The sequence below is a fragment of the Sphingobium sp. FG11 genome, assembly GCF_057809915.1.
The window spans coordinates 168,711-194,825 of sequence record NZ_JBMDKW010000001.1 but is presented as its reverse complement, the minus strand read 5'-3'; the positions used below and the strand labels follow the sequence as shown (position 1 = coordinate 194,825).

Below are 26,115 nucleotides of genomic sequence, written 5' to 3'. Positions count from 1 at the left end.
CTAAGCTGTGGACAACTTCCCCTTGCCTTTCACCGGCTCCCGCCGCAGTGACCAATTCCTCCATCATGGCCGATACGCGCATCATAGACATCAAGCTCGACGAGCGAACGATCCTGTGGCGCAGCGCGGACGTCGAGCAGGAACGGCGGATCGCGATTTTCGATCTGCTGGAGGATAATCATTTCGCCCCCCAGCGCGTCCATGCCGATGGCTATGCCGGTCCCTACAAGGTGGTGTTGCGGGTCGAGGACGGCCGCCTGGTGATCGAAATCCAGCGGGAGGATGATTCGCCGCTGGAAGCCATCATCCTGGGACTCGGCCGTTTCCGACGGCCTATCCGCGAATATTTCGCAATCTGCGACAGCTATTATCAGGCGATTAGCAATGCATCGCCACAACAGATCGAAACCGTCGATATGGCCCGGCGTGGCATCCACAATGATGCGGCGGAGATGCTCAAGGAGCGGCTCGACGGCAAGATCGAGGTCGATTTCGATACGGCGCGCCGATTGTTCACGCTGATCTGCGTCCTGCATATCAAGGGGTAGGAACGATCGGTCGGCTCACCCTTGCACAGGTCATGCTGCGCATCACCATCGCGGCGGCCCTGATCGGCGCGATCGGGCTGGCGCTGTGGCTCTATGCCCGCGCGTGGGCGCCGGGCCGGGACGATTATCCGGTTCAGGGCCTGTCAGTCGATTCCGGCAGCGGACAGGTGGAATGGGGCACGCTGGCGGCGCAAGGCGCGGATTTCGCTTATATCCGTGCGGCACGCGGCGCCGATCTGCGCGATCCGGCCTTTGCCCGCAACTGGGCGGGCGTACGCGCCGCGGGCATGCGCTACGGCGCGGCGATCGATTTCAGCCTGTGCCGCCTGGCCTCCGACCAGGCGACGCGTTTCGTGACGACCGTGCCGCGCGACAATGCCGCGCTGCCCCCTGTGATCCGGCTGGCTTTCGATCCCGGCTGCCCGGCCCGTCCGGCGCGGGACATGGTGCTTTCGGAGCTGAACACTCTGGTCAATCTGATCGAAGCGCATGCGGAAAAGCCCGTCCTGCTCAACGTCGCGCCCGATTTCGACGCGCGCTACGATGTCGGGTCGGGGATCAATCGCACGCTCTGGCTCGACGGCAATTTCTTCCCGCCCGACTATGCCAGCCGCAAATGGGTGATGTGGACGGCGAGCGACATGCGGCATATCGACGGCATCGACGGGCCGGTCAGATGGGATGTGGTCGCGCCATGACAACCGTCAGCCCGGACACGCGCGATCTGGTCGCCGCCGCCCGCGACGCGATGACCCATGCCCACGCGCCCTATAGCGGCTTTGCGGTCGGTGCGGCGCTGCGCCTGACGGACGGGGCGATCGTGACCGGCAGCAATTTTGAAAATGCGAGCTATGGCCTGTCGCTCTGCGCGGAAACGGTCGCGCTCGCCACCGCGAATGCGCAGGGCCGCCTTACCGACGTTGCCGCGATCGCCATCGTCGGCGGGGACGGCGCGGGCGGAGGCGATGCCGTAGTGACCCCTTGCGGCCGCTGCCGCCAGATTCTCCACGAAGCCGAACAGATGGCGGGACGGCGGATCGCAATCTACTGTGCCGCGCCCGTCGGCGGCGCTATCGTCGAACATGATCTCGCCACCCTCCTCCCCCACGCCTTCGGTCCATCGGACCTTGGCATATTGCCCGTCAGGAAGGACTGAACCCCCATGTCTATCATGTCGGATAAATGGATTCGCGAACAGGCGACAACGCAGGGCATGATCGAACCCTTTGTCGAAAGCCAGCGACGCGAAGGGTGCATCAGCTACGGCCTGTCCTCTTACGGTTATGACGCGCGGGTCGCTGACGAATTCAAGATCTTCACCAATATCGACAGCGCCGTGGTCGATCCGAAGGATTTCGCCGCGAACAGCTTCGTCGATCGTCAGACGGACTGCTGCATCATCCCGCCCAACAGCTTCGCCCTGGCCCGTACCGTCGAATATTTCCGCGTGCCGCGCGACGTGCTGGTCATCTGCCTCGGCAAATCGACCTATGCCCGCTGCGGCATCATCGTCAACGTCACCCCGCTCGAACCGGGCTGGGAGGGGCATGTGACGCTGGAATTTTCCAACACCACGCCGCTGCCCGCCAAAATCTACGCTAATGAAGGGGCGTGCCAGTTCCTGTTCCTTCAGGGCAATGAACCGTGCGAGGTCAGCTATGCCGACCGCGCCGGTAAATATATGGGCCAGCAGGGAGTCACATTGCCCCGCCTCTGACGCCATGCGATCATGGGCGTCATGGACTCGCCCATCCCATGCTGAGATTCCGTCGATCCAGACCGGCAGCCGCTCCGCCCGCCAGCACCGGCGGTCCCCGCGTCTACGCGATCGGCGATATTCACGGCCGCGCCGATCTTCTCGACCAGCTACTCGGCATGATCGCGCGCGACGATGCCGCCCGCCAGCCTTCGCCCGTTTGCCTCCTGTTCCTGGGCGACCTCACCGATCGCGGCCCCGACTCCGCGGCCGTGCTGGACCGTTCGATCGCGCTGTCCCGATCAGGCGAAGATATCCGCTTCATCAAGGGCAATCATGAGGAAATATTCATCCTCGCGGCGCGCGGCGATGAACGGGCCGTGCGGATCTTCCGCCGCATCGGCGGCGATGCGACGCTCGCCAGCTACGGCCTGGCTCCGTCAGCCTGCAGGGCGATGGATGACGCCGCCATCGCATCCTGGATGCTGGCGCATATCCCCCGCGCGCATGTCGATTTCATGGACGGCTTCGAAGATATGATCGCCATCGGCGACTATCTGTTCGTCCATGCGGGCATTCGCCCCAATGTGGCGCTGGCGGCGCAACAGCCAGAAGCGCTCCGATGGATTCGCCAGCCCTTCCTCGATCATGCCGCCCCGCATGAGAAGATGATCGTCCACGGCCACAGCATTACCGATGATATCGACGTCCGCAGCAATCGCATCGGAATCGATACGGGCGCCTACGCCAGCGGGCGGCTGACGGCCCTCGGCCTGGAGGGCGAAGATCGCTGGTTTCTGCAAACCAGCTGACATCATTGTGCTTCGCAGCATTGTCAGGGCGCCAAACCGGCGGCGTATAAACTGACTCGATCTCATATCCAGTTGAGAAACATTCCATATTTCCGCCTGCCGACAATCCGTAGAGGATTTCGCACTTTCTCTTCGTTTCAGGGAACAGAACGACAAATATGTCGTCCAGCAGGGGAAAATTTGATGCGTATAAACCATGCTTTCGCAGGGTTCGCCCTCGCCACTTGTCTTGTTTCGCCCACCGAACTTCTCGCATCCGCAAAAACCGACATCACGCTCTCGCAACGTCATAAATTCGATATCGAGGCCCAGCCCCTGAGCAGCGCCCTGCGCGCGCTTTCGGCGCAGTCGGGCGTGCGCATCCTCTTCCCCTATGACGAGGTCGCCGCGATTCAGAGCCGCCATGTCCAGGGCTGGCTGTCGACCGAAGGCGCGCTCGATCGGCTGCTCGCGGGAACGGCGCTCAAACAATCCGTCGCCGGCACGGGCGTGATCGCGCTCGCCATGCCGACGAACCGCAGCGCGACGCGACGCAGCCCCATGGCGGTCCAGTTCGCGCAGGCGTCGGTCGCTGGTGGCCCCACGGCCTTCGCCCCCGCACCGGCGCCGGAAGCCGAAGAGATGGCCGCGCCGATCATCGTCACCGGCACACGCCAGACGACCCGCACCGTCGCCGAAAGCCTCGCGCCGATCGATGTGCTGGGCGCGAAGGATCTGGAATCGAGCGGCAAGCAGTCCGTCCGCGACCTGCTCGGCACGCTCGTTCCGTCCATCAACGTCTCGAATAATGGCGCGGGCGCGAGTTGGGCCGTCCGCACGCTTTCGCTGCGCGGCCTCGGCGGCGATCAGCTGCTGGTGCTCGTCAACGGCAAGCGGCGGCATAACACCGCCACGCTCTTCATCAACGGCGCGACCCAGAATGGCCAGTCTCCGCCGGACCTCGACCTCATCCCCGGCAATGCGATCTCGCGCATCGAAGTGCTGCGCGACGGTGCATCGGCGCAATATGGGTCCGACGCGATCGCCGGGGTCGTCAACATCATCCTGAAAAACGATACGAAGGGCGGCGCGGCGCTGACCTTGGGCAGCACCGCCGACAATGGCGGCTGGCAGGGCCGCTGGCAGATCGACAAGGGCTTTTCGCTCGGGCCGGACGGCGGCTATATCCACCTGTCGGGCGATGGCGTGTTGCAAGACAATACGATCACACAGAGCAGCCCGATCGCCGGACAATTTTACCCGACCGGCGACCCGCGCAACGCCAACCCCAATCGCATCCGTGCCAAATATGGCCAGCCGCAAGTCATTGGCGGCAATGTCGGCTATGATGCGATGCTGCCGGTCGGCGAGAGTGTCGAACTTTACAGCTTCGGCACCTTTTCAAAGCGCCACGCGGCGGGCTGGCTGACCTACCGCCTGCCGACGGCGTTCAACAATAATATCGCCCTCTATCCCGAAGGCTATATCCCGCGCATCCACGTGTATGACCGCGATTTTCAATATGCGGCAGGCGTGCGCGGTGAAGTCGGCGACGGATATCATTTCGATCTGAGTAGCAGCTATGCGCAGAACCAGGTCAAATATGCGCAAACCACATCCTATAACACGTCCCTCGGCATCAACAGTCCCGGACGCTTCTATCTGGGCAAGCTGCGGTTCGATGAATGGACGACCAATCTCGATCTCAGCAAGGACATCGAGATCGGTCTGGCCGGGCCGTTAGCATTGGCTGCGGGCGGTGAATATCGCCGGGACAAGTTCAGGATCAGCCCCGGCGACCCTTCCTCCTATTTCGGCGTCGGATCGCAGGGCGTGACCGGCTTCCCGCCCAGCGGTTCAGGCTCCTGGAAGCGGGACAACTGGAGCGCTTACCTCAATCTGGAAGGCAAGATCATCGAAGGCCTCGAATTTGGCCTTGCGGGTCGGCATGAGGATTATTCGGACTTCGGCACCACCGATACGGGCAAAGCGTCGCTGCGGATCGAACCGATGCGCGGCCTTGCCTTCCGCGGCACGGCCAGCACCGGGTTCCGCGCGCCGACACTGCAGCAACAACATTATGCCTCGTCCAGCACGATCGGCGTGGTGCAGTCCGGTGTCATAGTGCTGCTGCCCGTGATCGCCCTGCCAGTGAATAGTCCAGCCGCCGTCGCGCTTGGCGCGGTTCCCCTGAAGCCGGAAAAATCGACCAGCTTCTCGTTGGGCACCGTACTCACGCCCGCCCCGAATCTGAACATCACGATCGACGCCTACCAGATCAAGGTGAAGGACCGCATCCTGCTCAGCGAAACGCTGCAGGGGCAGAGCGTCGTCGATATTCTGCGAGCCAATGGCAACCAGAGCGCATTCGGCGCGCTCATTTTCTCGAACGCGGCCGATACGCGGACGCGCGGTCTGGACATTGTCGGCACCTATCGCGCCGGTCTGGGCAATATGGGCGTCGCGACGCTCAGCCTTTCCGCCAATTTCAACAAGACCCTTTTCACCCATATCGACCCCCCGCCGATCGGCGCGGCGGCGTTCATAGGTCGCTCGCGTCAGGGCGACCTCAGCGAAGGCACGCCGCGTAACAAGTTCATCGCCAACGTTCTTTGGGAAAAGGACGATTTCAATCTCAACCTGCGCGCCACCCGCTATGGCAAGGTGGTTCAGCGCGCCGCATCCGCCGTGCGCTATGACGCTGATTTCCTGTCATGCCCGACCGTCGGCGTGGGAAGCTGCGTATCGGGTTTTGTCGATGAAACGCTGAAACCCAAGGTCATTGTGGATCTGGAACTGGGCTATAAGCTGGCCAAGGGCGTCAAGCTGTCTATCGGCGCGAATAATCTGCTGAATACCTATCCCAACAAATTGAAACCCGTGAACCGGGCGGTAGGGAGCCTGTATAACATGTACGCGCCCTACGGCATCAGCGGCGGCTTTTATTATGGCCGGTTCAATCTCGAATTCTGAAGCTGACGGAGACGATGCGATGACGGGCAGGATTAAGCTCAACCGCCGCGAAGCGATCGCGGCGGGCGGGATCGGGCTGCTCGCGGCCGGGGGCGGTGCGGGGTCGATCGCCGCGCCCTCGTCCGGCGCGCCGGCGCCCGGCAGGGACTCGCTCGTCACGGTTCAGGATTGCACCAATGTGGCGCTCACCCTGTCGCCGGACGGCCAGCGGATCGCCTTCGACCTGCTCGGCATTTTATGGACGATGCCCTCGAGCGGCGGCCCCCTCACCCGGCTGAGCGGCGATTTCGACGATCTGGGCCAGCCGGACTGGTCGCCGGACGGGTCGCGCATCGCCTTCCAATCCTATCGTTCGGGCAATTTCCACATCTGGTCGATCCCCGCCGATGGTGGAGAAATGCAGCAGCACACGGACGGCCTGTTCGATGATCGCGAGCCGCGCTGGTCGCCCGATGGCCGGTCGATCGCCTTTTCCAGCGACCGCGCGGAGGGGCGCTACGCCATCTATCTGCTGGACGTCGCCACCGGCAAGGTTTCGCCTTTATCGACCGGCGCCACCAACGACAGCGAACCGGCCTGGTCGCCGGACGGCAAGCGCGTAGCCTATGTTCAGGGCGGCGTCAGGCTGGTGACGATCGATCTCGCATCCCGTGCCGTGACCCAGAGTGTGGCCGTCCCTCCTTCTGCGGACCGATTCAACCCCAACGGCATTCTGGCCCCCGCCTTCGCCCCCGATGGGGCGCTCGCCTACACCCTGTTGCAGCCGGGAGCCTTGACGCTGGTGGCGGGGGACAAGTCCCTGGTGGCGGGCGAGGATATCTATCCCTTCCGCCCTGCCTTCGCGAAAGACGGCGCGGTCTTCTACGCATCGGGTGGCAAGGTCCGCCGCCTCAAGGATGGCAAGGCTTCAGTCATCCCCTTCACTACCAAGGTGCCGGTGACGACCCCGGATTATCGCAAGAAGAGGCGCGACTTCACCTCCACGACGCCCAAGCCCGTCATCGGCATCGCCGCGCCCATGCTGTCCCCCGACGGCAAGCGCATCCTGTTCGCGGCGCTCAACGATATCTACGTCATGCCTATCGGCGGCAGCCCGAAAAAACTGGTGAGCGACCCCTATCATAAATGCGACCCCGCATGGTCGCCCGATGGCCAGACCATCGCCTATTCCAGCGACCGGGGCGGCACGCTCGACCTGTGGCTGCATGACGTCGCCAGCGGCAAGGACAAGCAGCTCACCAATATCCCCGACAAGGCGGTCGCCTGGGGCAGCTGGTCGCAGGACGGCAAGCTGATCGCCTTCCTCGATCAGGAAGGCGCGTTGCACAGTGTCGAGGTGTCTACCGGGGTCGTGCGCAAGCTGTTCGACGGCATATGGGAACCGGGCCGGCCAAGCTTCGGTCCGGATGGCAAGACCATCGCCTATGCCGCATTCCAACCCACCACCGCTCGCTATCGCGAAGGCGCGAGCCAGATCTTGTCGGTCGACCTCGCCACCGGCAAGGGCACCTACCGCCCGGCGATCGAGGGCAAGTCGCTCGGCACGCGCGGCCATGACGGGCCGGTCTGGTCGCCGGACGGCAAATCCATGGCGTTCGTGTTCGCCAGCACGCTTTGGGTCGCGCCGGTCGCACCGGATGGGTCCTTCACCGGCCCGCCCCGGCAGATCACCACCGAACTGACCGATGCGCCAAGCTGGAGCGGCGATTCCCGATCGCTGCTCTATCTGAGCGGCGGCAAGCTGCGCCTCATACCCGCCACCGGCGGCGCGGCGCAGACCATCCCGTGCCGCCTGAACTGGGCCAACGCCAAACCGGCGGGCCGCACCATCATCAGGGCGGGCAAGGTCTGGGACGCCCTGTCGCCCGCCTACAAAAGCGGCGTGGATGTCATCATCGACGGGAACCTCATCGCGGGCGTTACGCCGCATGACGGCAAGGCCCCGTCCGACGCCAATGCCAGGCTGATCGACGCGCCGGACCTGACCCTGATGCCCGGTCTCATCGACATGCACACCCACCGGCAGATGGCGGGCTATGGCTATGGCGACCGGATGGGTCGCCTGTGGCTCGCCATGGGCATCACCGCGACGCGCTCGCCCGGCTGCCCGGCCTATCACATGGTCGAGGACCGCGAGGCGATCCAGAGCGGCAAGCGGATCGCCGCCCGCCACTACGCCACCGGCGAAGCGATCGACGGCGGACGCATCTTCTATAATTTCATGCGCCCCGTCACCGAAAAGGGCCAGATGGCGCTTGAACTGGAACGTGCCCGAGCGCTCGATTACGACATGGTCAAAACCTATGTCCGGCTGCGCCACGACACGCAGAAGGAAGTGGTCGACGCCGCGCACCGCATGGGCATGCATCTATCGTCGCACTATCATTATCCGGCGTTGCACAGCGGCATGGACGGCATGGAGCATATCGGCGCGACCAATCGCTACGGCTATTCGCGCACCGTCACTTCGCTGGGCGGCGGCTATGGCGACGTCAACGATCTGTTCGCCGCCGCCAGAGCGGGCCGCACCCCCACCCTGTTCGCCGCCACCGCGCTGCTCGGCCTCGACGATGGACTGGCTCATGATCCCCGGATCACGGCTCTCTATCCGCCGTGGGAACATGCCAAGCTGCTAGCGCGAGCGAAGGCGATGAAGGGTGATGGCGGCAAGCCCCTGCTGGCGTCGCTCGACCGGCAGGTGGGTCAGATCAAGGCGATGCTCGCCGCGGGCTGGCACCCGTTGTCCGGCACCGACGCCCCGATCGACCTCACCGCGATCAGCCTGCATCTCAACCTGCGCGGCATGGTCCGTTGCGGCGTCTCGCCCCATGATGCGCTGATGATGACGACACGCTGGTCGGGCGAATTTATGGACGAGCCGATCGGGCGGATCGAACCCGGCATGCTCGCGGACCTCATCCTGATCGAGGGCGATCCGCTCAGCGATGTGGCGGCGGTGGCCAATGTGAGGCAGGTCGTCGCCAACGGCGTCGTGCATTCGCCCGAGCAACTGATGGCGCCCTTCGCTTCGGCCAAACCGCAGGCGGCGCTGACGCCGGTGATGCCCGCGCCTGAACTCGCGCTGGCGCATGCCCATCAGCATTATTGGTGGCACGACGCCGACTATGTGGAATCCAGCCGGGCCGCCTGTTGCGCGGGCCACGCGGTCGCCCATGCCTGAGCGGCGCGGGAGTCAGCGCCAGCCCTTGGCCCTGGCCCGCGCCTCCCCGGCGGCATCGACGGGATCGCCATCGCGCAGCGCGTCTATCGTCGCCATCATCCGGTTGTCGCCGGACGATGCCTGCCGATAGGCCATAGCGCCACCGTCGCCCGGCACGAGCTGTTGCACTTGCCAACCGCCGACGCCGCGACAGGCTACCCCGGCGACCGCAGCGCCGTCGAAGCTGCGGCACCAGCCCCCGCCCTTGCGCCGGAAGGTGAGGCCGATGCGGATCGGCGCGTCGCCCTGCGCAGCGGCCAACTGGCTGTCGAGCGCCGACGCCAGTTCCCCATGCGCGACCATCACATGATCCCTGACAGCGATCGGCCCGTCCGCCTGCATTCCGATCCGCCCGATACCCAGCCCCAAAGCGAGGCTGGCGGCGATCGCGCCACCCGTGGCCCATGCGCGCCAGCGCAGCGCTGGCCGGGCCAGCGGCACGACCCGCGCCTCATCGCGCAGCATAAGGCGCAGCGCATCGGGCACCGGCTCCTGCGCGATCGGCGCATAATGGCCACCCAGCCGCGCCCGCAGCAGGCGATGCGTCTCCAGCCGGGCCGCCAGCGCAGGATCCTGCGCCACCGCGCGGTCGATCCGCCGCCTTGCGACCTCGTCCAGCTCACCATCGACCCACGCGATCAGGGCCGCTTCATCGATATCGGTCATGCCGCTTCCCCCAGCATTTCAATCAGCGCCCCGCGCCCGCGCACCAGCCGCGACGTCAATGTGCCCATCGGTATGCCCAGCACCGCCGCCGCGTCCTTGTAAGAAAGCCCCTCGACCAGAACGAGGGCGATTGCTTCGCGCTGCTCGTCTGGCAGCGCCTGCATCGCCCGATCGACATCGGACAACATGACATGCGCCTCGATCTCCCGATCGCCCGCATGGCCGACATGCTCTCCCGCCTCTTCCGGCGCGAATGTCTTTGCCGCGCGCTGGCGGGCGCGGCCTTCATCGATCCAAATATTGCGCATGATCCTGTACATCCAGCTATCCAGCCTCGTGCCCGCCTGCCACTGATCGCGCGCCCGCAAAGCCCTTTCCAGCGCCGCCTGACACAGGTCGTCGCCATCGGCGCGATCCCGCGACAGGCTGGCGGCAAAGCGCCGCAGCCGGGGCAGGATGGCGAGCAGGTCGCGTTCGAACGACATCGGGTCTCCATAACCTTTACAGGGATGAAACGAGTGCGCCCGGCCGTTTCATCCCTGTGACCATAGAAAAGGAACAAATTTTATGGAACCATTCATCCTCGCCCAGTCAGAACAGCCATGACACGATCGAAGCAGCGGCCATGAAAGTCATCCAGCACCTCGTCATTGCAAGCCTTGCCCTGTCCGTATCGTCGGCACAGGCGCAATTGCTGTCATCGCCCCGGACCGGGCTGGACCGGCTCGGCGCGGCGACGTCAGATGCGCTGGATCCCGTCACCGGATTGCTGAAACAATCGGAGCAGGGCGCCCTCGCGCTGCCTCGCCTCGGCGAGCGGCTGGCGGCGGCGCGCGCCGCCCGCATCGGGTCTCTGTTGCGCAACCATGCGGATCTGGTCGAGCTGGACGAGCGGCAAGAGCCTGCGCGACGGGGCACTATCCTGATGACGGATGCGGACGCACCCAGTCTCGAAGCCCTGCGCAAGGCTGGCTACGCCATCAGCAGCGCCCCGGTCGAAGGGCTTGGCCTCACCGTGTTTCGCCTCTCCGTCCCGCGCGGCCTCAGCCTCGCCCGCGCGCTGGGGCAGGTCCGCAAACTCGCACCCATGGCGCAGGTCAGCGCAGACAATCTCTATTTCCCCAGTGGCGCGACGGCTGCACCCGCAGGGACGCTTGCCCCCGACAAGGCCGTCACCGGGCGAGCGATCGGCCTGATCGACGGCGGCGTCGCGCGCCATCCCGCGCTGACCGGCCCGATCGAACAGCGCGGCTTTGCCGATGGTGCGCCCCGCGCCAATGCGCATGGCACAGCCGTCGCCTCCCTCATCAGCGGCACGGGCGTGATCCGGGGCGCTGCGCCCGGCGCGGCTTTGCTGGCCGCCGACGTCTATGGCGCCGATCCGGCTGGCGGCGGCGCGTTCGCCATCGCCCGCGCGCTCGGATGGATGGTCGCGCGCAAGGTGGCGGTCGTCACGATCAGCCTCGTCGGTCCCGACAATCCCTTGCTCGCCGGCGCCATAAGGCTGGCGCGCGAAAAGAGCCTCGATATCGTCGCGGCGGTGGGCAATGACGGCCCCGCCGCGCCACCCGCCTATCCCGCCTCCTACCCCGGCGTGATCGCCGTCACCGGCATCGATGGCGGGAACCGCCTGCTGCCGGAGGCAGGGCGCGCACTCCATATCGACTTCGCCGCACCCGGCGCGGATATGGATGCCGCCCGAACCGATGGCGGCAAGCAACGCGTTCGAGGCACCTCCTTCGCCGCGCCGCTGGTGGCAGGCAGGCTGTTAGACGCCGGCAGCGTGGCGATCCTGCGCGCGAAGGCGACGCCTGCTCCGACCGGCAAAAGCCGCGCCTATGGCTACGGGATCATCTGCGGCGAATGCCGGAATATCCCCTGATCCGCGCCGCTTAAAATTTTTTCTGTCCCGCCGGGATTAAATGCCAATCTGCCACCGTTCTCCCTTCATCGCATCGACATTGAACAAGGAGACGATCGATGAAACGGACTTTCATTCTGGCAACCGCCTGCTTCGCGGCACTCATCGCGGCCCCGGCTTCCGCCCAATTGCTCGGCGGCGGCGGTGGCCTTGGCGGCAATATCGGCGGCACGCTTGGCGGCGTCGGCGGATCGCTGGGCGGAACATTGGGTGGATCCGGCGGCATCGGGCTGGATCGCAGCATCGATCTCGACAATGGCCGCGTCGGCGCTCAGGGATCGGGCCGGGGCAGCGGCCATGGTTCGGCCGCCGGAACGCTCGGCCATCATGGCAAGGGCGCCAAGGCATCGGGATCGGCTAGCGGTTCGGCCAGTGGCGGCCTGACCGCCGACACGCTGGGCACCAACGACGTGCGTAACGCGGTGGGCACGGTGAGCAATCGCGCCACCAGCACCGCCGGAACCGCGCGCGACCGCGCGGCCTCTGCCGTCCAGACCACACGGGACCGGACCACGAACGCCGTCGCGCAAACCCGCTCACGCGCAGGCACTGCGGTCGACCAGGGAGACGCTGCGGCCACTGGCGCAGCGGGTTCCGCCACGAATACGCTCAACGGCGCGGCTTCGGCGAATGTCAGCGGCCAGCTTTCCGGAAGCGGCACGGCCACGGGTTCGTCCAATGATGGATCGTCGGCGGGCGCGAGCCACTAGGTAGCCCGCTCTGAAACGCGCTCCGGCGGTCCTACTCCGCCGGAGCGCGGAATGCCGCGCCGGGCCTTGACCCGATTGGGGCATACACCTTAATCCAATATCCTGTCGCAGTCCTCACGGTCAGCTATGACGAACCGTAAAAATCGGGCTGCCTCAGGAGATGATATGCCACTGACCGACGCGCAGCTTGAATCGCTCTATGACAAGCAGTTGCTGCATGACAATCTCATGCTCTATTGCCGCGCCGCCGACCGGATGGACATTGAAGGCATAAAATCGACCTACTGGCCCGATTCCACGGACGATCATGGCGGCTATATCGGCAGTGGCCATGGCTGGGCAGATGCCGTGGATTCGATGCGGGACAAGGTCAAATCCTGCAGCCATCATATGGGCAATGTCCTGTGCGAAATCGACGGCAACCGCGCCAGGCGCGAGAGCATGTTCCTGTGCGTGGTCGTGTTCGCCGAGCCGGACACCACCTTCTTCCACGGCGGCCGCTATCGCGACCTGTGCGAAAAGCGGGATGGCGAATGGAAGATTTTGCGCCGCACCTGCATCTGGGACTGGTCCGACGCGCGCGATACCTATCCCGACTGGGACATCACCAGCGTTCCGCACATGTCCAACTGGGGCGCGCGTTTCCCGGAGGACCCCATCTACAAGGACTGGTTTTCCAGCCCGCCCACCGCGCGCCCGGACCATCAGAATATCCTCTGACGGCCCGGCCAGCCCAGATTTTCAGGCCGGCGGGCGCTAAGCCGCCGCCGATCCCGCCCGCCGCTCCTCAGCCGTGCAGCTTGATCGCCGTTTCCGCGATCCGCCGCCCCTGATAGCGTGCGCCTTCCAGTTCCTCTTCGCCCGGCTGGCGACTGCCGTCGCTATCGGCGAGCGTCGTCGCACCATAGGGCGATCCGCCCCGCACCTTGTCGACGCCCATCTGACCGGCAAAACCATAATCCAGCCCGACCACCACCATGCCGAAATGCAGCAGGTTGGTGATGATCGAAAAGAGCGTCGTTTCCTGCCCGCCATGCTGACTGGCGGTCGATGTGAACGCGCCGCCGACCTTGCCGTTGAGCGCGCCGCGCGCCCACAGACCACCGGCCTGATCGAGAAACGCCGCCATCTGGCTCGACATCCGGCCAAAGCGGGTGCCGGTGCCGATGATGATCGCGTCATAATCCGCCAGTTCCGCCACCGTAGCGACGGGCGCATCCTGATCGAGCTTGAAATGGGCGTTGCGGGCCACCTCCACCGGGGCGGTTTCAGGCACGCGGCGGATATCGACTTGCGCGCCGGTCGACGCCGCACCCTCGGCCATGGCCTTCGCCATGGTTTCGATATGCCCGTAGGACGAATAATAAAGAACGAGAATTTTGGCCACTGATTGTCTCCTTGGCTAATGGTGGCCGCCCGCGCCGGGGGGAGGGAAAGGCCCGAGCGGCCTAAGGTCCGTAGGGGGACGGACCTATTCGCTGTCGACCAGAACGATTTCGGCGTCCTCGATCGCGGTGATGGTGATTGGGGCCCCACCTATGATCGCCGCGCCGTCCCGCGCTTCGAACGGCTGACCGTCAATCTCGATCCGGCCGGTCGCCGGGACCAGATACAGGTGGCGGCCAGCCGCGCTCTCATATGTCACGCTGGTTCCCGCCTTCACGGTTCCGCCGAGCAGCCGGGCGTCGGCCCGAATGCGCAGCGCCTCGCCATCCTCGTCATAGCCGCTGGCGAGAACCACCAGTTTGCCGGCGCGATCATCCTTGGGAAAGGGTTTCGCGCCCCAGCTCGGATTGCCGCCCGCCGACCGGGGAATGACCCAGATCTGGAACAGGGTAGTGGTCTCATCCTCCAGATTATATTCGGCGTGGCGAATGCCGGTCCCGGCGGACATCACCTGCACGTCGCCCGCTTCGGTACGGCCCTTGTTACCCAGACTGTCCTGATGCGTGATCGCGCCCTTGCGGACATAGGTGATGATTTCCATGTTCGCGTGCGGGTGGGGCGGAAAGCCCTGCCGCGCGGCGATTTCGTCATCATTCCATACGCGGATCTTGCCCCAGCTCATCCGGTCGGGATCATGATAGTCCGCGAAGGAAAAATGATGGCGGGCGTTCAGCCAGCCATGGTCGGCATGGCCCAGCGACGCGAAGGGGCGGCGCTGAATGCCAGTCGTGGTTTCGACAACTTCGGTCATGAGACTATCCTTTCAGATGTTCGATGCGGCCGGGCGGTTCCGGCTTGCTTTCCTCCAATCTAGTCCGCATGATCGTTTCGAAAACAGGCAGCATTGAAACGGATTGTTTCCCTTATGCGACTACCAGATTTTGAGGCATGGGCCATGTTCGCCGCCGTGGTCGAACATCGCAGCTTCACCGAAGCCGCCAGGGCGCTCAGCGTTTCCAAGGCCACCATTTCCAAGGCGGTCAGCCGGCTGGAGCAGCATCTCGACACCAGCCTGTTCACGCGCACCAGCCGCCGCCTCGCCCTGACCGAAAGCGGACGCCGCCTCGCCGATCATGCCGCGCGCATATTGGCCGAGGGCGCCGCGGCGGAGGAAGCGGCGCGGGACGAAACGGCGGAACTGGCCGGCCCGGTGCGGCTGGGCGCGCCGATGACCTTCGGCTTGCTGCGCATCGCCCCGCTGGTCGCGCAGTTCGCGAAGGAATATCCCCTTGTCGACGTCGATCTCCATTTGTCGGATGAGACGATAAACCTCGTCGAAATGGGACTCGACGCCACGATCCGCATCGCGGACATGCCGGACAGTTCGCTGCGCGCGCGGCGGCTGGCCGATGTCCCCCTCCATGTGGTCGCGTCGCCCGCCTATCTGGCGGCGCGCGGGCGCCCGACGCACCCCGCCGATCTGAGCGACCATGACTGTCTATGTTACGCCAATGTCACGACCCCCGACGTCTGGCGCTTCGGCGGACCCGGCCACCAGAGTGTCACGGTGAAGGTCCGCCCGCGCATCACGGTAAACAGCGGCGATGCGATGCTGCCTGCCTTGCGGCTGGGCGTCGGCATCGCCCGCCTGCCCGACTTCATCGTCGGCGATGCAATGGCTTCGGGCGAACTGGAAGAACTGCTGGTCGATTGGCGGCCGCCGCCATTCGGCGTCCATCTGGTCACGCCGCCATCCCGGCTCAGGCCCGCGCGCGTCGACGCCCTGCTCGATTTTCTCGCGCGCCATCACGGCTGTTAAAATTGCTCGGCCGATCAGCTCATCTTGACTCCCGAAAAAATCGTTTCGGCTTCAACTCTTTGTAAAGTGATTCATTTCCGGGGACTCGTGGAGTTCTGCGGGTTAGCGAAAAATTAACCTTTGTCCTTCAGATGTTTTTTAGTTAATGAATTGGATCGGAAGCCGTTCTGGTGGGTGAACGGGATCTGCGACGCAAAGGGGCTTCACATGCGCGTGCTGCTTATTGAAGATGAGCCGACCACCGCCAAGGCGATCGAGCTGATGCTCACGACCGAAGGCTTCAACGTCTATACGACGGATCTGGGCGAGGAAGGTCTCGATCTCGGCAAGCTGTATGATTACGATATCATCTGCCTCGATCTCAACCTGCCGGACATGCACGGCTATGACGTGCTCAAGAAATTGCGCGCGGCCAAGGTGCAGACCCCGGTGCTGATCCTGTCGGGCATCAGCGAGATGGACAGCAAGGTCCGCTCGTTCGGGTTCGGCGCGGACGATTATGTGACGAAGCCCTTCCATCGCGAAGAACTCATTGCCCGCATTCATGCGGTCGTGCGCCGTTCAAAGGGCCATTCGCAATCGGTCATCCGCACCGGCAAGCTGTCGGTCAATCTCGACGCCAAGACCGTGGAAGTGGACGGCAACCGCGTCCATCTGACCGGCAAGGAATATGCGATGCTGGAGCTGCTCTCGCTCCGCAAGGGCACGACACTGACGAAGGAAATGTTCCTCAACCATCTTTATGGCGGCATGGACGAGCCTGAACTCAAGATCATCGACGTGTTCATCTGCAAGCTGCGCAAGAAACTGGCGCTGGCTTGCAGTGGCGACAATTATATCGAGACCGTGTGGGGCCGCGGCTATGTGCTGCGCGATCCCGATGAGGTTCTGGAGGTCGAGACGCGGGTCGCCTGATCGGCCCCGTCCGGCTATAAAAACACGCGTCTGAGCGGTGTGATCCGGATCAGATGGTAAAAGGCGAAGGGCGCGAGCAGCGCCACCGCCATTAACCACGCCTTGTCCAAATAAGGCGTGAGATAGTGAATCAGCGCCACATGGCAGTACATGATGACGAGCGAAGCACGCCCGACCGTCGCCAGCGGTGACGCGACCGGAGCGATCCGCCTCGCGACCGCAAAAATCACCAGCGACGTCGCGACCGCCGACCCGATCGACAGCAATGGCCAGCCATAATCGCCCGCCTTCATATTGAGCGTCGGCACGATCAGCGCCAGCCCCGCGAGCGCCAGCGGGACAAGCGCGGCGATCATCCACCACCGCAACGCCAACCCCCGCGAGGCCGCTCCCACCCACAGCAAAACAACCGCCATCGGCACGGTGAGCAGGCCCAACGGCGAGACGTTGGTCGCCTGACCAGCCCCATAAGCGAGTACCAGAGAAGGCAGGAGAATAACCGCCCAGCGCCGATCCAGCGGATCGGGCCAGCGGACGAGCGCCGCATTGAACAGGATGCGCGCTACCATCAGGCACGGCACGAACCAGAAGATCGTATAGGGTCCGCGCAGCCATGATCCGCCCAGCAGGATGGGTCCCAGATCATGCGGCCAGCGATGAAATATCGGCTGCCCACCCTTCATCGGCTCGATCACCTGGTCGGCAAGAATCAGCAGCAGCAGGAAAGCCGCATAGGGCCGTAACTGCCCCCCCAACTGCCGCCGCGTGAAAACGCCCATCGGCTGCGGCCGTGATAAATAGCCCGACAGCAGAAAGAAAAGCGGCATATGAAAACTGTAGACCGCTCCCCGCAACGCGCCCTGCGTCCACACATGGCCGATCACCACGGCGATGATGCCGATGCCGCGCGCCGTGTCTACCCAGTCGAGACGCGCATCCGGCCGCGCGGGATTTTCCCCCGCTGTCGCGCCCTCCTGTGCTCCGGCGGATGCCCCCCTGTTCTCCATCGGTCCAACCCCCTATAGGATGGCGCGCTCGCGTCAATCGACGCCTCCTTTGCCCGAACGGATCATCCTTGTCCCTGCTCGCCGACCATATTCTCTTCATCGATGGCGAGGCCATCATCCTCGACAAGCCCGCCGGTCTGCCGGTCGATGCCCCGCGCGACGGATCGCTGGCGCTGGAGAACCATCTCTCCTCCCTGACCTTCGGCTTTCAGCGCTGGCCGCTGCCCGTCCACCGGCTCGATCGTGACACCAGCGGCTGCCTGCTGCTCGCCCGCAATCCCAAGGCACACAAGCGGTTTGCCGCCGCGTTCGAAGCGGGAACGGTCGCCAAACGCTATGTCGCGGTGGTCGAAGGCGTGCCGGCGCAGGAGGAAGGCGTGATCGATCTGGCGCTCAAGAAGATCAGCAGCGCCGCGGATGGCTGGCGCATGATCCCGGCCAAGGCAGGCAAGACGGCGGTGACGCAATGGCGCATGGTCGCGCAAAAGGATGGCCGCGCGCTGATCGCCTTTACGCCGCAGACGGGGCGCACCCACCAGATCCGCGTTCACGCGCTGCACGGGCTGGGCTTCGGCATCGTCGGCGATCCCGTCTATGGTCAGGGCGGCGAACCCATGCTGCTCCATGGCCGGTTCCTGAGCGTCCCGCGCGGCGACAAGCCACCGGCACAAGCCACCGCTCCCCTGCCCGCGACCTTCGCGGCGGCGGGGTTCGACGGCAGCTTGCTGGACGCACTCGAACTCTAGGGCGCGGCAGCCATGGCAGCCATCCCCGTCACCCGATCGATCGCGATCGACAGCGACGAGATCGTCGAGAGCGCCACGCGCGCGTCCGGCGCAGGCGGCCAGCATGTCAACACGACCGACAGCGCGGTCATCCTGCGCTTCGACGTCGCCAACTCGCCCTCCTTGCCCGAAGCGGTGAAGCACCGGCTCGCCCAGCTTGCCGGCGCGCGGATGACGCGCGAAGGCGTCCTCATCCTGCGCAGCGAAGGATCGCGATCGCAACTGCTCAACCGGCAGGATGCGCGCGAACGGCTGATCGCGCTGATCCGCGAAGCGACCATCGTCCAGAAAAAGCGCCGCCCGACCAAGCCCACCAAAGCATCACAAACCCGCCGCGTCGACGGCAAGACGAAACGCGCCTCGGTCAAGCAGGGACGCGGACGGGTGCGGCTGGACTAGGGGTATGATGGGGGATGAAATATTGGATGACGCGGCTGTAACGCGTTGGTTGCGGCAAGCGGCAATCTGGCTGCCGGTGAGCCTGACGGCATTGCTGGCAATCGCACTGGTCGGCGGGGTGATCGATCCGGTTCAGGACAAAAGGCTGTTTTCCAGCTTTCTGTTCCTGCGACAGGATTTGTGGTTCGCGCTTTTCATCACATTGTTCATCCGGTTCGGACTGAAGGCGGGAACTCCAGCCAGTGCGGCCTTGATGGATAACATCGCCCGACGGCCCTGGGCCGTCGCGCTGCTTTTGACGATGCTCGCATGGGCGGGACACCATCTGCTGCTGCAAGGGCACGACCTGACTCGCGATGAACAGATGGCGACATTCGACGCCGCCATCTATGCGGGTGGCCGGCTAAGCTGGCCGATCGCACCAGTATGGCGACCAATCGCCGAGGCGCTCAACCAGTTCTTCATCTTACCGATCGCCGGACGACAGGCCTGGGTCTCCTCTTATCTACCGATCAACGCGTTGGCGCGCGCGATGATGGGCGTGGCCGGCGATCCCGGCCTTGCGAGTCCGCTGTTCACCGCAATCGGTGCAATGGCGCTCTGGCGGATCGCGGTGCGCCTGTGGCCCGATGACCCGAACGCGCTTGCAGCGGCCCTCCTGCTCTATGCCGGATCGTCGCAGGTCGTCATTCAGGGGATGACCGCGCACGCGATGGCGGGCCATCTGGCGCTCAATCTGGTTTGGCTGGCGCTTTTCCTTAGGGATGGGCGATGGCGCCACGCTGGCGCAATCGTCATCGGGTTCCTGGCTACCGGGTTGCACCAGCCGCTGTTTCACCCGCTGTTCGTGCTGCCGTTTCTGGTCGGCTTGCTGTTCCAGCGGCGCTGGGCGCTCGCGCTGGTTTATGCCGCCGCCTATGCCCTCATCGGGCTGTTCTGGCTGGCATGGCCCAACATGGTCGCCCAGCTTTCGGGCGGCGCTATGTCGGGTTTGTCGCATACCGGCGATCGGATGGGATATGCCGACCGGATATTCGACATGCTGGGTGCGGCAGGTCCGATCAATCTGTGGCTCATGGCCATGAACCTGTTGCGCTTCGTCGCCTGGCAGCATCTGCTGCTGCTTCCTCTGGCAGCGGCGGGGACAGTCCTTGGCTGGCGCGCGCGCGCAGTCCGTCCTCTGGTCGCAGGCATCGCCCTCCATGTCGCGGTAATCGGCCTGCTCCTCGCCTATCAGGGTCATGGCTGGGGCTATCGCTATCTCCACGGCGTGATCGGCAGTTTCTGTTTGCTGGGCGCGCAAGGGTGGCACTTGCTGAATGGACGCTGGCCTGGGCGCAGCCTGTGGAACTGGAGTAATGGCGCGACATTTTTCGTGATGCTGCCCGCCCATATGGCGATGGCCGCATGGCTGACCCTACCCTATGCCCGGCTTTCGGCGCGGATCGATCGCCTGCGCACGGATATCGCCATTGTGGACAATGGCGCCGTCGCATTCGGCGACGATCTGGTGTTCAACCGGCCCGACCTCTCCAACCGCCCGATCCGGCTGCTGGCGGGCGATCTGACGCCGGCTCAGGTAGCCGATCTGTGCCACAAACATAAAGTGACATTCGTGGACGCCACGATGATGACGCCCATTCGCGACCGGATCGACGCACGACCGGCACCCGAAGGCCCCTATAATGCGCTGCGGGCTGCATGCGGCACCAATCGGAGGCCATATCCATGAGCGGACCGCTCCATATCTGCATCGTCTATGACTGCCTGTTCCCGTGGACAATCGGCGGGGCGGAACGATGGTATCGCGCACTGGCCGAGCGACTGGCGGCCGACGGGCACGAAGTCACCTATCTCACCATGGCCCAGTGGGACCATGACGCCGCGCCCGACATTCCCGGCGTCAGGGTAATTCCCGTCGCGCCTCGCGCGGTCCTTTATGAGGAAGGCAAGCGCCGTATCCTGCCACCCTTGCGCTTTGGATGGGGCGTCTTTGGACATCTGGCGCGTCACGGAAGACATTATGATGTCGTGCATCTCTGTTCCTTCCCCTATTTTGCGTTGCTGGCGGCCGGACTGCTGCGACGCTTCGCCGGATATCGCATCATATGCGACTGGTTCGAGATATGGAGCCGCGATTATTGGCGCGATTATCTCGGGCGGATCGGATGGATCGGATGGACGATTCAGCAAGCCTGCGCCAAGGTTCGGCAGCGCGCCTATGTTTTCAGCCGGTTGCATCAGGCTCGACTGGAGGCCTTAGGAATAAACGGCACCATCCATTATCTGGCGGGGTTGGCAGAGGCGATCCCCGACGGTGCGCGGGGACCGCAATGCACTCCGCCGACGCTGGTCTATGCTGGCCGGATGATACCGGAAAAAAGGCTGATTTTGCTTGTAGAGGCGCTGGCCATCGCCCGACAGGCCGTACCAGACCTCCGTGCGATCCTATTCGGCAACGGCCCGGAGCGGGACAACATCATCGCCGCGATCGCCGCCCATGATCTGGAATCCGCCATCTCCCTGCCGGGTTTTGTAGAGGCGCGGGTTCTGGAAGAAGCGATGCGCAGTGCCCTTTGTATCGTCCAGCCGTCCGCGCGCGAAGGCTATGGGCTGATCGTGGTCGAAGCTTCGGCGCGAGGCGTGCCCGTCATCGTCGTCACGGCGGATGATAATGCCGCCGTGGAGCTGGTCGAACCCGGCATTAACGGATTAATCGCCGATCCGGCGACGCCACACGCGCTCGCTTCGGCAATCGTCGCGAGCGTCCACGAATCCGATGCATTGCGGCAACGCACGCGCGACTGGTACGCCGCCAACGCCGAACGCCTGTCGATCGAAACATCGCTTAAGGCGGTGGCGCACAATTACACCATGGGCGATTGAGGATCAGTCGCGCGGACGATGTCCGATGACGAGAAGGCAGGACTGAATATCACTGCTATCCGGCGTTTCGGGACAGGCGATCAGTTTTGCGATACCCGAAGCGACCGGGGCAGGCAGCGCCATGCGGTTCTGCAGGTCCCGAATCTTCAGCGCACGCTGGATTTCGATCGGGCGGCTGCGGCCAAAGCTCAGGCTATGCAACAGGCCACCCGTCATGCGCGACAGATGCTCCCACCGGCGCGTTTCCCGGCCGTCGAGATAACCCGTCGCACTGTCGAGGGCGAGCCCGTGACGTTCCGCCATGCCTTGCCAGTCTGCGGCCGAAAGATAGTGGAAATGGGCCAGCCGCTTATCGAGGTCAGCCAGATAGCGCGCGCGAGATATGCCGGGCAGGACGCTGCCACGCAGATTTTGGTGAAAACCGGGCGCGGGCACGGTGAAATAAAAACGACCACCTGGCTTCAGCAATCGCCCGACTTCCGCGATCACTCCTTCTAAATCGGGGATATGCTCCAATACGGAGTTGGAAATGACATAATCGATGCTCGCGTCCGGCTCGGGAATGGCCTGTGCCGGGACCGTATGAATGCGGTCATAAAAGGAATAGGCAGTGGCTGCCTCCGTTTCCAGCGGGTCGATATCAACGCCGATCAGATGCGGTGTGACGCCGATCCGCTTGAACAATATGTCGGTGAGGATGCCGTCGCCGCAGCCCAGATCGAGTCCAACGCCGTCCGAATCGAAGGCACGAGCGAGTTGCTCAATCTCGATTCCGCGCCAGAATGCGGTGGCGGGCTGCGCCGGGTAGCGCGCGACGAATGTGGCGAGCAGGTCGTTGCTGGCGATCATGGCGATGTTCCTTCGGTCGAAAGAGGACGCTGGCGCGAAAGCGCCCAGTTGCTGACGAAATAGGTCCAGAAAAAGAGCAATATCGTAGCCAGCGGCGCGGCGAGGATCATGTCGATGCCTGCGAGGTCATGGCTTAGAAACAGTATAAGCCATGACAAGGGCACGTTCAGGGCAAGTCCTGCGGCATAGCGCAGAAATGCTACATGACCCGGCCGAACCGCGAATGTTACCCATGTCTGTAACAGGTAGCCGACGGGGATGAGAATGGCGGCGCTCAACAGCACCGCCCCGGCGCTGGATAAGCCGCCCCTGTCCGCCACGACCAAAATGACGTTACTTAGCCCCATGCAGAACAGAGAAACCATTATGTAGCGAGGACTGCGGCGGAGGTGCGCATTCATGTCGCGCTATTCCGCATGGCTATGAAGCGTGAGTCATGCCCGACGACGATCGCCAGCAAAAAGCCACCGAAGATAGTCTGCGCGCCGATCGCGCCCAACAGTCCCGCCAACACCAACGGCAGCGGATTGGGCAGGGCAACGAAGCCGTGATCTGACCAGTACCAGGCCGTAACGGCGAAAATTGTCATCGAAATGGCGATTTGCGATGCGCCCAGGCACAGCATCGTTTCCAGATTCAGGCGGCCGCCGAACCGGGCGATGACCGGGCGCAATCGACGATAGCCCAGCGTAACGCCGTGCAAATGGCTTACAACCGCCATCAGCAGCGCCAGGTGGCCCGTCGTCAGGAGGAAACCGCTGGCGATCGACCAACCAATTCCAAAGGGCGTCTCCCCCTGGAAGATGCCGACCCAAAAACCGATCGCGACCAGCAGGATGACGGCGGAAAGCCCAATCGCCGCAAGCGCGGGGACACCGAATACCCAGGTCGGGCTGAGCATCAGCAGATAACGAAGATGTCGCCAGCCGTCGCGCCAGGGGCGCAGATGGGGCGCGCGATCGCGCAAATCCCTGGAGAGAGTAGCTGGCACTTCGGTGATGCGGAAACGGCGCAGGCTGGCCTTGATCACCATTTCGCTCGCAAATTCCATGCCGCTGCCCGTCAGGCCAAGCGTCGCGAAACAATCCTTCGTGATCGCGCGCAGACCGCAATGGGCGTCGCTGATGCCGGGACGGAAGAAGAGGTTGAGAATGCCGGTCAGCACCGGATTTCCGATATAGCGGTTCTTCCACGGCATGGCGCCGGGAGCGATGCCGCCCCGAAAACGCGATCCCATGCACAGATCCGCCCCCGCCAGAAGCTCGCCGATCATCGCAACGCCATCGGTAAAATCATAGCTGCCGTCTGCGTCGCCCATCAGCAGATAGCGGCCATAGGCGCCTTCGCCGCCGCCGATCAGCGCTGCGCCATAGCCGCGACGGCTAACCGGGACCACCCGCGCGCCGAGATCGGTAGCGATCGCCTGGCTGCCGTCGGTCGATCCGTTGTCCGCGATCACAATCTCGCCGAACAAGCCATGGCGCTCCTCGATCATCGCCAGCGCCCGGCGGGCATTGGCGATGCAATGAGGCAGGCTGATCGCCTCGTCCAGACAGGGCATAACGATGGAAACGTCGATTGCGCGTGCGCCAGTCCGCAACTCGGTCAGCACATATGTGGTATCAACGAACATCGCCACCCTCGAAATGACAGGCTTTCGATCGAGATAGACGCTTTTGGTTAACGGATTCTTGCCGCACTCTCGCGGACGCGGATCGCAATCGCTATATTGGCCCCATGTTCGACTTCGCCCCCACTGCTCCCGCCGACAAGGCCGCGCTTTATGCAGACCTGCTCCATGCTGCCGATGCGGTGACGCAGGGTGAGGAGGATGCTGTCGCCAACATGGCCAATATTGCCGCGATCCTGTGGCAGTTTCTGCCCGATCTCAACTGGGCCGGCTTCTACCGGCTGGTGAACGGCGAACTGGTTCTGGGTCCGTTTCAGGGAAAGCCCGCCTGCATCCGCATTCCACTGGGGCGCGGCGTCTGCGGCGTGGCGGCGGCGACGCGGGAGACGCAACTGGTCGCGGACGTTCACGCCTTTCCCGGCCATATCGCCTGCGACGCGGCCAGCGCTTCGGAAATCGTCGTGCCGCTGCTGCATGCGGGTCGGTTGGTGGGCGTGCTCGATCTCGACAGCCCGTCGCAGGGGCGCTTCGATAGCGAGGATGCGCGCGGGCTGGAAGCGCTGGCCATACTGATCGCCGAACGCATCGCCTAAGACCCTGACACCCCCCGCCCGACGGAGGCTGCCTGCCTCGTTTCGGGACAGGGACGCAGCGCCGAAATCATGGCTTGGCGCGGATCATCATGCTAAACAGAGCGTTAAGATTTTGGCCGTTGTGCTGCGCGCGTCGTCCCTCGACCGGGCGCGAACAGGGAGAATAATATATGCGCACTCGCAAGCTTCTCATCATCGGCGCCAGCGCTGCGCTTGCTGGCGCGGGCACGCCTGCCCTGGCAAGCGATGCCGCCACGAGCGCCCTGCCCGTCATGGGCAAGAGCTTTTCGGGTGGCCATGCTCGCCCCGGCATGAACAGCGGCTGGCATGGCGGGCGTCCGCAAATGGGCGGGGTCCATCGCTGGGGACAGCGCCAGAATGGCCGCTGGTATGCCGGATGGCGCGCGCCGGGCGGATGGAACGGCTATCAGCGTCCGATCCGGGGCTATGTCCTCCCGCGCTACTGGATCAACCCCGGCTTCTATATCGGGAACTACGGCGCTTATGGCCTGCCCACGCCCGGCTATGGCTATGGCTGGTCGCGCTATTATGACGATGCGGTGATGACCGATCGCTATGGCCGGGTCAGCGATTATCGCAGCGACATCGACTGGAGCCGCTATGATGGCGGCTATGACGATGATCGCTATGATGACGGTCGCCGTTACGACGACGAGGCCACCTATCGCCGCCCGGATAACGGCGTCGGCGGGGCGGCGATCGGCGCGGTCGTCGGCGGTGTCGCCGGCAACCGGATCGCCGGGCGCGGCAATCGAACCGCAGGCACGCTGATCGGCGCCGGCGTCGGTGCGGTCGCTGGCTATGCGATCGACAAGGCCGAGGATGCGCCTCGCGGGGGGCCGCCGCGCGGCGCAGGCTCCGATTATGACCGCGACTATGGCCATGATGACGATGGCGTGACCTATGACGGCGCTTATCAGGGTCGCTGGGTGGGAACCTGGCATGGCCAGGACGGCACGAGCTACAGCGGCGAATATGAGGGCCGCTATGAAGGCGACGTGCGGGGCACATCACGCGGCGTCGATTACGACGCACCCCCGCCGCGCGATGGCGGCCCCCACTGGTCGCATGGACCGATCGTCACTCATGGCGGCGGCGGCTATATTTCGGGCGGCTATTATTACCCCGCTCCGACTGTGACGACGGTCACGATCGAGCCGGCGACGACGACGACGACGACCTATGTGACCGAGCGGGTCAGCTATCGCAAACCTGTCGTCCGCAAGCGGGTGCGCCGGGCCTGCGCCTGCAAATGAAATAGCGTGGACTGGACGGGGTCGGCCGGTGAGTCGGCCCCCAT

The 26,115-nt window shown here is 64.2% G+C and carries 26 protein-coding genes; 18 read left to right on the top strand and 8 right to left on the bottom strand.

The annotated features are described in order from the left end of the window. Positions 1-65 precede the first annotated feature (65 nt). The 7 genes from ACODSN_RS00985 to ACODSN_RS00955 all read left to right on the top strand — a co-directional run bounded on the left by ACODSN_RS00985 (position 66) and on the right by ACODSN_RS00955 (position 9,189). Positions 66-548 (top strand): UPF0262 family protein, encoded by a 483-nt coding sequence (locus ACODSN_RS00985; protein WP_489052616.1) that lies wholly within the window; start codon positions 66-68, stop codon positions 546-548. A gap of 32 nt (positions 549-580) precedes the next feature. Then, entirely contained in the window at positions 581-1,246 is a 666-nt protein-coding gene (locus ACODSN_RS00980) for a GH25 family lysozyme (RefSeq protein ID WP_489052408.1), read from the top strand. Continuing rightward, positions 1,243-1,704, top strand: a complete 462-nt coding sequence (locus ACODSN_RS00975) for a cytidine deaminase (RefSeq protein WP_489052407.1) — start codon at positions 1,243-1,245, stop codon at positions 1,702-1,704. The genes ACODSN_RS00980 and ACODSN_RS00975 overlap by 4 nt, the downstream gene beginning before the upstream one ends. 6 nt (positions 1,705-1,710) lie before the next feature. Next, positions 1,711-2,265 (top strand): dCTP deaminase, encoded by a 555-nt coding sequence (dcd, locus tag ACODSN_RS00970; protein WP_489052406.1) that lies wholly within the window; start codon positions 1,711-1,713, stop codon positions 2,263-2,265. A gap of 38 nt (positions 2,266-2,303) precedes the next feature. Further along, on the top strand, positions 2,304-3,056 hold the full coding sequence (locus ACODSN_RS00965) for a metallophosphoesterase family protein (RefSeq protein ID WP_489052405.1): 753 nt from the start codon (positions 2,304-2,306) through the stop codon (positions 3,054-3,056). A gap of 183 nt (positions 3,057-3,239) precedes the next feature. Further along, the gene (locus tag ACODSN_RS00960) at positions 3,240-6,008 is read left to right on the top strand and encodes a TonB-dependent receptor plug domain-containing protein (protein ID WP_489052404.1); all 2,769 of its coding nucleotides are present in this window, start codon (positions 3,240-3,242) and stop codon (positions 6,006-6,008) included. A 19-nt stretch (positions 6,009-6,027) separates the two neighbouring features. Then, a complete protein-coding gene (locus tag ACODSN_RS00955; RefSeq protein WP_489052403.1) occupies positions 6,028-9,189 on the top strand; it encodes an amidohydrolase family protein in 3,162 nt (1,053 codons plus the stop codon). Between the two features lie 12 nt (positions 9,190-9,201). Here ACODSN_RS00955 and ACODSN_RS00950 read toward each other — a convergent pair whose 3' ends face one another. Further along, positions 9,202-9,894, bottom strand: coding sequence for an anti-sigma factor family protein (locus tag ACODSN_RS00950; RefSeq protein WP_489052402.1), 693 nt, complete (start codon positions 9,892-9,894; stop codon positions 9,202-9,204). Next, on the bottom strand, positions 9,891-10,379 hold the full coding sequence (locus ACODSN_RS00945) for an RNA polymerase sigma factor (RefSeq protein ID WP_489052401.1): 489 nt from the start codon (positions 10,377-10,379) through the stop codon (positions 9,891-9,893). The genes ACODSN_RS00950 and ACODSN_RS00945 overlap by 4 nt, the downstream gene beginning before the upstream one ends. Before the next feature lie 140 nt (positions 10,380-10,519). Here ACODSN_RS00945 and ACODSN_RS00940 point away from each other — a divergent pair, with 140 nt between their 5' ends. From ACODSN_RS00940 to ACODSN_RS00930, 3 genes are all read left to right on the top strand, one after another. Then, positions 10,520-11,776: a S8 family serine peptidase gene (locus ACODSN_RS00940; RefSeq protein ID WP_489052399.1), complete on the top strand. Its 1,257-nt coding sequence runs from the start codon at positions 10,520-10,522 to the stop codon at positions 11,774-11,776. A 98-nt stretch (positions 11,777-11,874) separates the two neighbouring features. Further along, positions 11,875-12,525 (top strand): hypothetical protein, encoded by a 651-nt coding sequence (locus ACODSN_RS00935; RefSeq protein WP_489052397.1) that lies wholly within the window; start codon positions 11,875-11,877, stop codon positions 12,523-12,525. A gap of 165 nt (positions 12,526-12,690) precedes the next feature. Beyond that, a complete protein-coding gene (locus ACODSN_RS00930) occupies positions 12,691-13,245 on the top strand; it encodes a nuclear transport factor 2 family protein (RefSeq protein WP_489052395.1) in 555 nt (184 codons plus the stop codon). A gap of 67 nt (positions 13,246-13,312) precedes the next feature. On the opposite strand, the gene wrbA is transcribed toward ACODSN_RS00930, so the two are convergent. Together wrbA and ACODSN_RS00920 are read right to left on the bottom strand one after the other, a co-directional pair. Then, a complete protein-coding gene (gene wrbA, locus ACODSN_RS00925; RefSeq protein WP_489052393.1) occupies positions 13,313-13,912 on the bottom strand; it encodes an NAD(P)H:quinone oxidoreductase in 600 nt (199 codons plus the stop codon). 84 nt (positions 13,913-13,996) lie between these two features. Next, positions 13,997-14,722, bottom strand: a complete 726-nt coding sequence (locus ACODSN_RS00920; protein WP_489052391.1) for a pirin family protein — start codon at positions 14,720-14,722, stop codon at positions 13,997-13,999. A 114-nt stretch (positions 14,723-14,836) separates the two neighbouring features. Between ACODSN_RS00920 and ACODSN_RS00915 the strand changes: the two genes are divergently transcribed. After that, complete coding sequence (locus ACODSN_RS00915) at positions 14,837-15,730, top strand: LysR family transcriptional regulator (RefSeq protein ID WP_489052390.1); 894 nt, start codon at positions 14,837-14,839, stop codon at positions 15,728-15,730. A gap of 207 nt (positions 15,731-15,937) precedes the next feature. Then, positions 15,938-16,645, top strand: coding sequence for a response regulator transcription factor CtrA (gene ctrA / locus ACODSN_RS00910; protein WP_489052388.1), 708 nt, complete (start codon positions 15,938-15,940; stop codon positions 16,643-16,645). A 14-nt stretch (positions 16,646-16,659) separates the two neighbouring features. Here ctrA and ACODSN_RS00905 read toward each other — a convergent pair whose 3' ends face one another. Continuing rightward, a complete protein-coding gene (locus ACODSN_RS00905) occupies positions 16,660-17,652 on the bottom strand; it encodes an acyltransferase family protein (protein ID WP_489052386.1) in 993 nt (330 codons plus the stop codon). A gap of 68 nt (positions 17,653-17,720) precedes the next feature. Here ACODSN_RS00905 and ACODSN_RS00900 point away from each other — a divergent pair, with 68 nt between their 5' ends. Genes ACODSN_RS00900 through ACODSN_RS00885 form a run of 4 tightly spaced genes read left to right on the top strand, consistent with a single transcriptional unit; the run spans position 17,721 to position 21,722 of the window. Continuing rightward, complete coding sequence (locus tag ACODSN_RS00900; protein ID WP_489052384.1) at positions 17,721-18,398, top strand: RluA family pseudouridine synthase; 678 nt, start codon at positions 17,721-17,723, stop codon at positions 18,396-18,398. A 12-nt stretch (positions 18,399-18,410) separates the two neighbouring features. Beyond that, positions 18,411-18,836 (top strand): alternative ribosome rescue aminoacyl-tRNA hydrolase ArfB, encoded by a 426-nt coding sequence (gene arfB / locus ACODSN_RS00895; RefSeq protein ID WP_489052383.1) that lies wholly within the window; start codon positions 18,411-18,413, stop codon positions 18,834-18,836. Between the two features lie 4 nt (positions 18,837-18,840). Next, positions 18,841-20,568 (top strand): hypothetical protein, encoded by a 1,728-nt coding sequence (locus tag ACODSN_RS00890; RefSeq protein ID WP_489052381.1) that lies wholly within the window; start codon positions 18,841-18,843, stop codon positions 20,566-20,568. Next, complete coding sequence (locus tag ACODSN_RS00885; RefSeq protein WP_489052379.1) at positions 20,565-21,722, top strand: glycosyltransferase family 4 protein; 1,158 nt, start codon at positions 20,565-20,567, stop codon at positions 21,720-21,722. Before ACODSN_RS00890 ends, ACODSN_RS00885 begins: the two co-directional genes overlap by 4 nt. 3 nt (positions 21,723-21,725) lie before the next feature. On the opposite strand, the gene ACODSN_RS00880 is transcribed toward ACODSN_RS00885, so the two are convergent. Genes ACODSN_RS00880 through ACODSN_RS00870 form a run of 3 tightly spaced genes read right to left on the bottom strand, consistent with a single transcriptional unit; the run spans position 21,726 to position 24,204 of the window. After that, positions 21,726-22,571: a class I SAM-dependent methyltransferase gene (locus ACODSN_RS00880; protein WP_489052378.1), complete on the bottom strand. Its 846-nt coding sequence runs from the start codon at positions 22,569-22,571 to the stop codon at positions 21,726-21,728. Beyond that, positions 22,568-22,936: a GtrA family protein gene (locus ACODSN_RS00875; protein ID WP_489052376.1), complete on the bottom strand. Its 369-nt coding sequence runs from the start codon at positions 22,934-22,936 to the stop codon at positions 22,568-22,570. The genes ACODSN_RS00880 and ACODSN_RS00875 overlap by 4 nt, the downstream gene beginning before the upstream one ends. Positions 22,937-22,968: 32 nt before the next feature. Continuing rightward, positions 22,969-24,204, bottom strand: a complete 1,236-nt coding sequence (locus ACODSN_RS00870) for a glycosyltransferase family 2 protein (protein ID WP_489052375.1) — start codon at positions 24,202-24,204, stop codon at positions 22,969-22,971. Between the two features lie 104 nt (positions 24,205-24,308). Here ACODSN_RS00870 and ACODSN_RS00865 point away from each other — a divergent pair, with 104 nt between their 5' ends. Both ACODSN_RS00865 and ACODSN_RS00860 read left to right on the top strand, forming a co-directional pair. Beyond that, a complete protein-coding gene (locus tag ACODSN_RS00865) occupies positions 24,309-24,794 on the top strand; it encodes a GAF domain-containing protein (RefSeq protein ID WP_489052373.1) in 486 nt (161 codons plus the stop codon). 170 nt (positions 24,795-24,964) lie between these two features. After that, complete coding sequence (locus tag ACODSN_RS00860) at positions 24,965-26,071, top strand: RcnB family protein (protein WP_489052372.1); 1,107 nt, start codon at positions 24,965-24,967, stop codon at positions 26,069-26,071. Positions 26,072-26,115: the final 44 nt, after the last annotated feature.

Coding starts and splice junctions, on each gene's coding strand:
- ACODSN_RS00985 (WP_489052616.1), top strand. CDS start 66: ATGGCCGATACGCGCATCATAGACATCAAGCTCGACGAGCGAACGATC.
- ACODSN_RS00980 (WP_489052408.1), top strand. CDS start 581: ATGCTGCGCATCACCATCGCGGCGGCCCTGATCGGCGCGATCGGGCTG.
- ACODSN_RS00975 (WP_489052407.1), top strand. CDS start 1,243: ATGACAACCGTCAGCCCGGACACGCGCGATCTGGTCGCCGCCGCCCGC.
- dcd (WP_489052406.1), top strand. CDS start 1,711: ATGTCTATCATGTCGGATAAATGGATTCGCGAACAGGCGACAACGCAG.
- ACODSN_RS00965 (WP_489052405.1), top strand. CDS start 2,304: ATGCTGAGATTCCGTCGATCCAGACCGGCAGCCGCTCCGCCCGCCAGC.
- ACODSN_RS00960 (WP_489052404.1), top strand. CDS start 3,240: ATGCGTATAAACCATGCTTTCGCAGGGTTCGCCCTCGCCACTTGTCTT.
- ACODSN_RS00955 (WP_489052403.1), top strand. CDS start 6,028: ATGACGGGCAGGATTAAGCTCAACCGCCGCGAAGCGATCGCGGCGGGC.
- ACODSN_RS00950 (WP_489052402.1), bottom strand. CDS start 9,894: ATGACCGATATCGATGAAGCGGCCCTGATCGCGTGGGTCGATGGTGAG.
- ACODSN_RS00945 (WP_489052401.1), bottom strand. CDS start 10,379: ATGTCGTTCGAACGCGACCTGCTCGCCATCCTGCCCCGGCTGCGGCGC.
- ACODSN_RS00940 (WP_489052399.1), top strand. CDS start 10,520: ATGAAAGTCATCCAGCACCTCGTCATTGCAAGCCTTGCCCTGTCCGTA.
- ACODSN_RS00935 (WP_489052397.1), top strand. CDS start 11,875: ATGAAACGGACTTTCATTCTGGCAACCGCCTGCTTCGCGGCACTCATC.
- ACODSN_RS00930 (WP_489052395.1), top strand. CDS start 12,691: ATGCCACTGACCGACGCGCAGCTTGAATCGCTCTATGACAAGCAGTTG.
- ACODSN_RS00920 (WP_489052391.1), bottom strand. CDS start 14,722: ATGACCGAAGTTGTCGAAACCACGACTGGCATTCAGCGCCGCCCCTTC.
- ACODSN_RS00915 (WP_489052390.1), top strand. CDS start 14,837: ATGCGACTACCAGATTTTGAGGCATGGGCCATGTTCGCCGCCGTGGTC.
- ctrA (WP_489052388.1), top strand. CDS start 15,938: ATGCGCGTGCTGCTTATTGAAGATGAGCCGACCACCGCCAAGGCGATC.
- ACODSN_RS00905 (WP_489052386.1), bottom strand. CDS start 17,652: ATGGAGAACAGGGGGGCATCCGCCGGAGCACAGGAGGGCGCGACAGCG.
- arfB (WP_489052383.1), top strand. CDS start 18,411: ATGGCAGCCATCCCCGTCACCCGATCGATCGCGATCGACAGCGACGAG.
- ACODSN_RS00890 (WP_489052381.1), top strand. CDS start 18,841: ATGATGGGGGATGAAATATTGGATGACGCGGCTGTAACGCGTTGGTTG.
- ACODSN_RS00885 (WP_489052379.1), top strand. CDS start 20,565: ATGAGCGGACCGCTCCATATCTGCATCGTCTATGACTGCCTGTTCCCG.
- ACODSN_RS00880 (WP_489052378.1), bottom strand. CDS start 22,571: ATGATCGCCAGCAACGACCTGCTCGCCACATTCGTCGCGCGCTACCCG.
- ACODSN_RS00875 (WP_489052376.1), bottom strand. CDS start 22,936: ATGGTTTCTCTGTTCTGCATGGGGCTAAGTAACGTCATTTTGGTCGTG.
- ACODSN_RS00870 (WP_489052375.1), bottom strand. CDS start 24,204: ATGTTCGTTGATACCACATATGTGCTGACCGAGTTGCGGACTGGCGCA.
- ACODSN_RS00865 (WP_489052373.1), top strand. CDS start 24,309: ATGTTCGACTTCGCCCCCACTGCTCCCGCCGACAAGGCCGCGCTTTAT.
- ACODSN_RS00860 (WP_489052372.1), top strand. CDS start 24,965: ATGCGCACTCGCAAGCTTCTCATCATCGGCGCCAGCGCTGCGCTTGCT.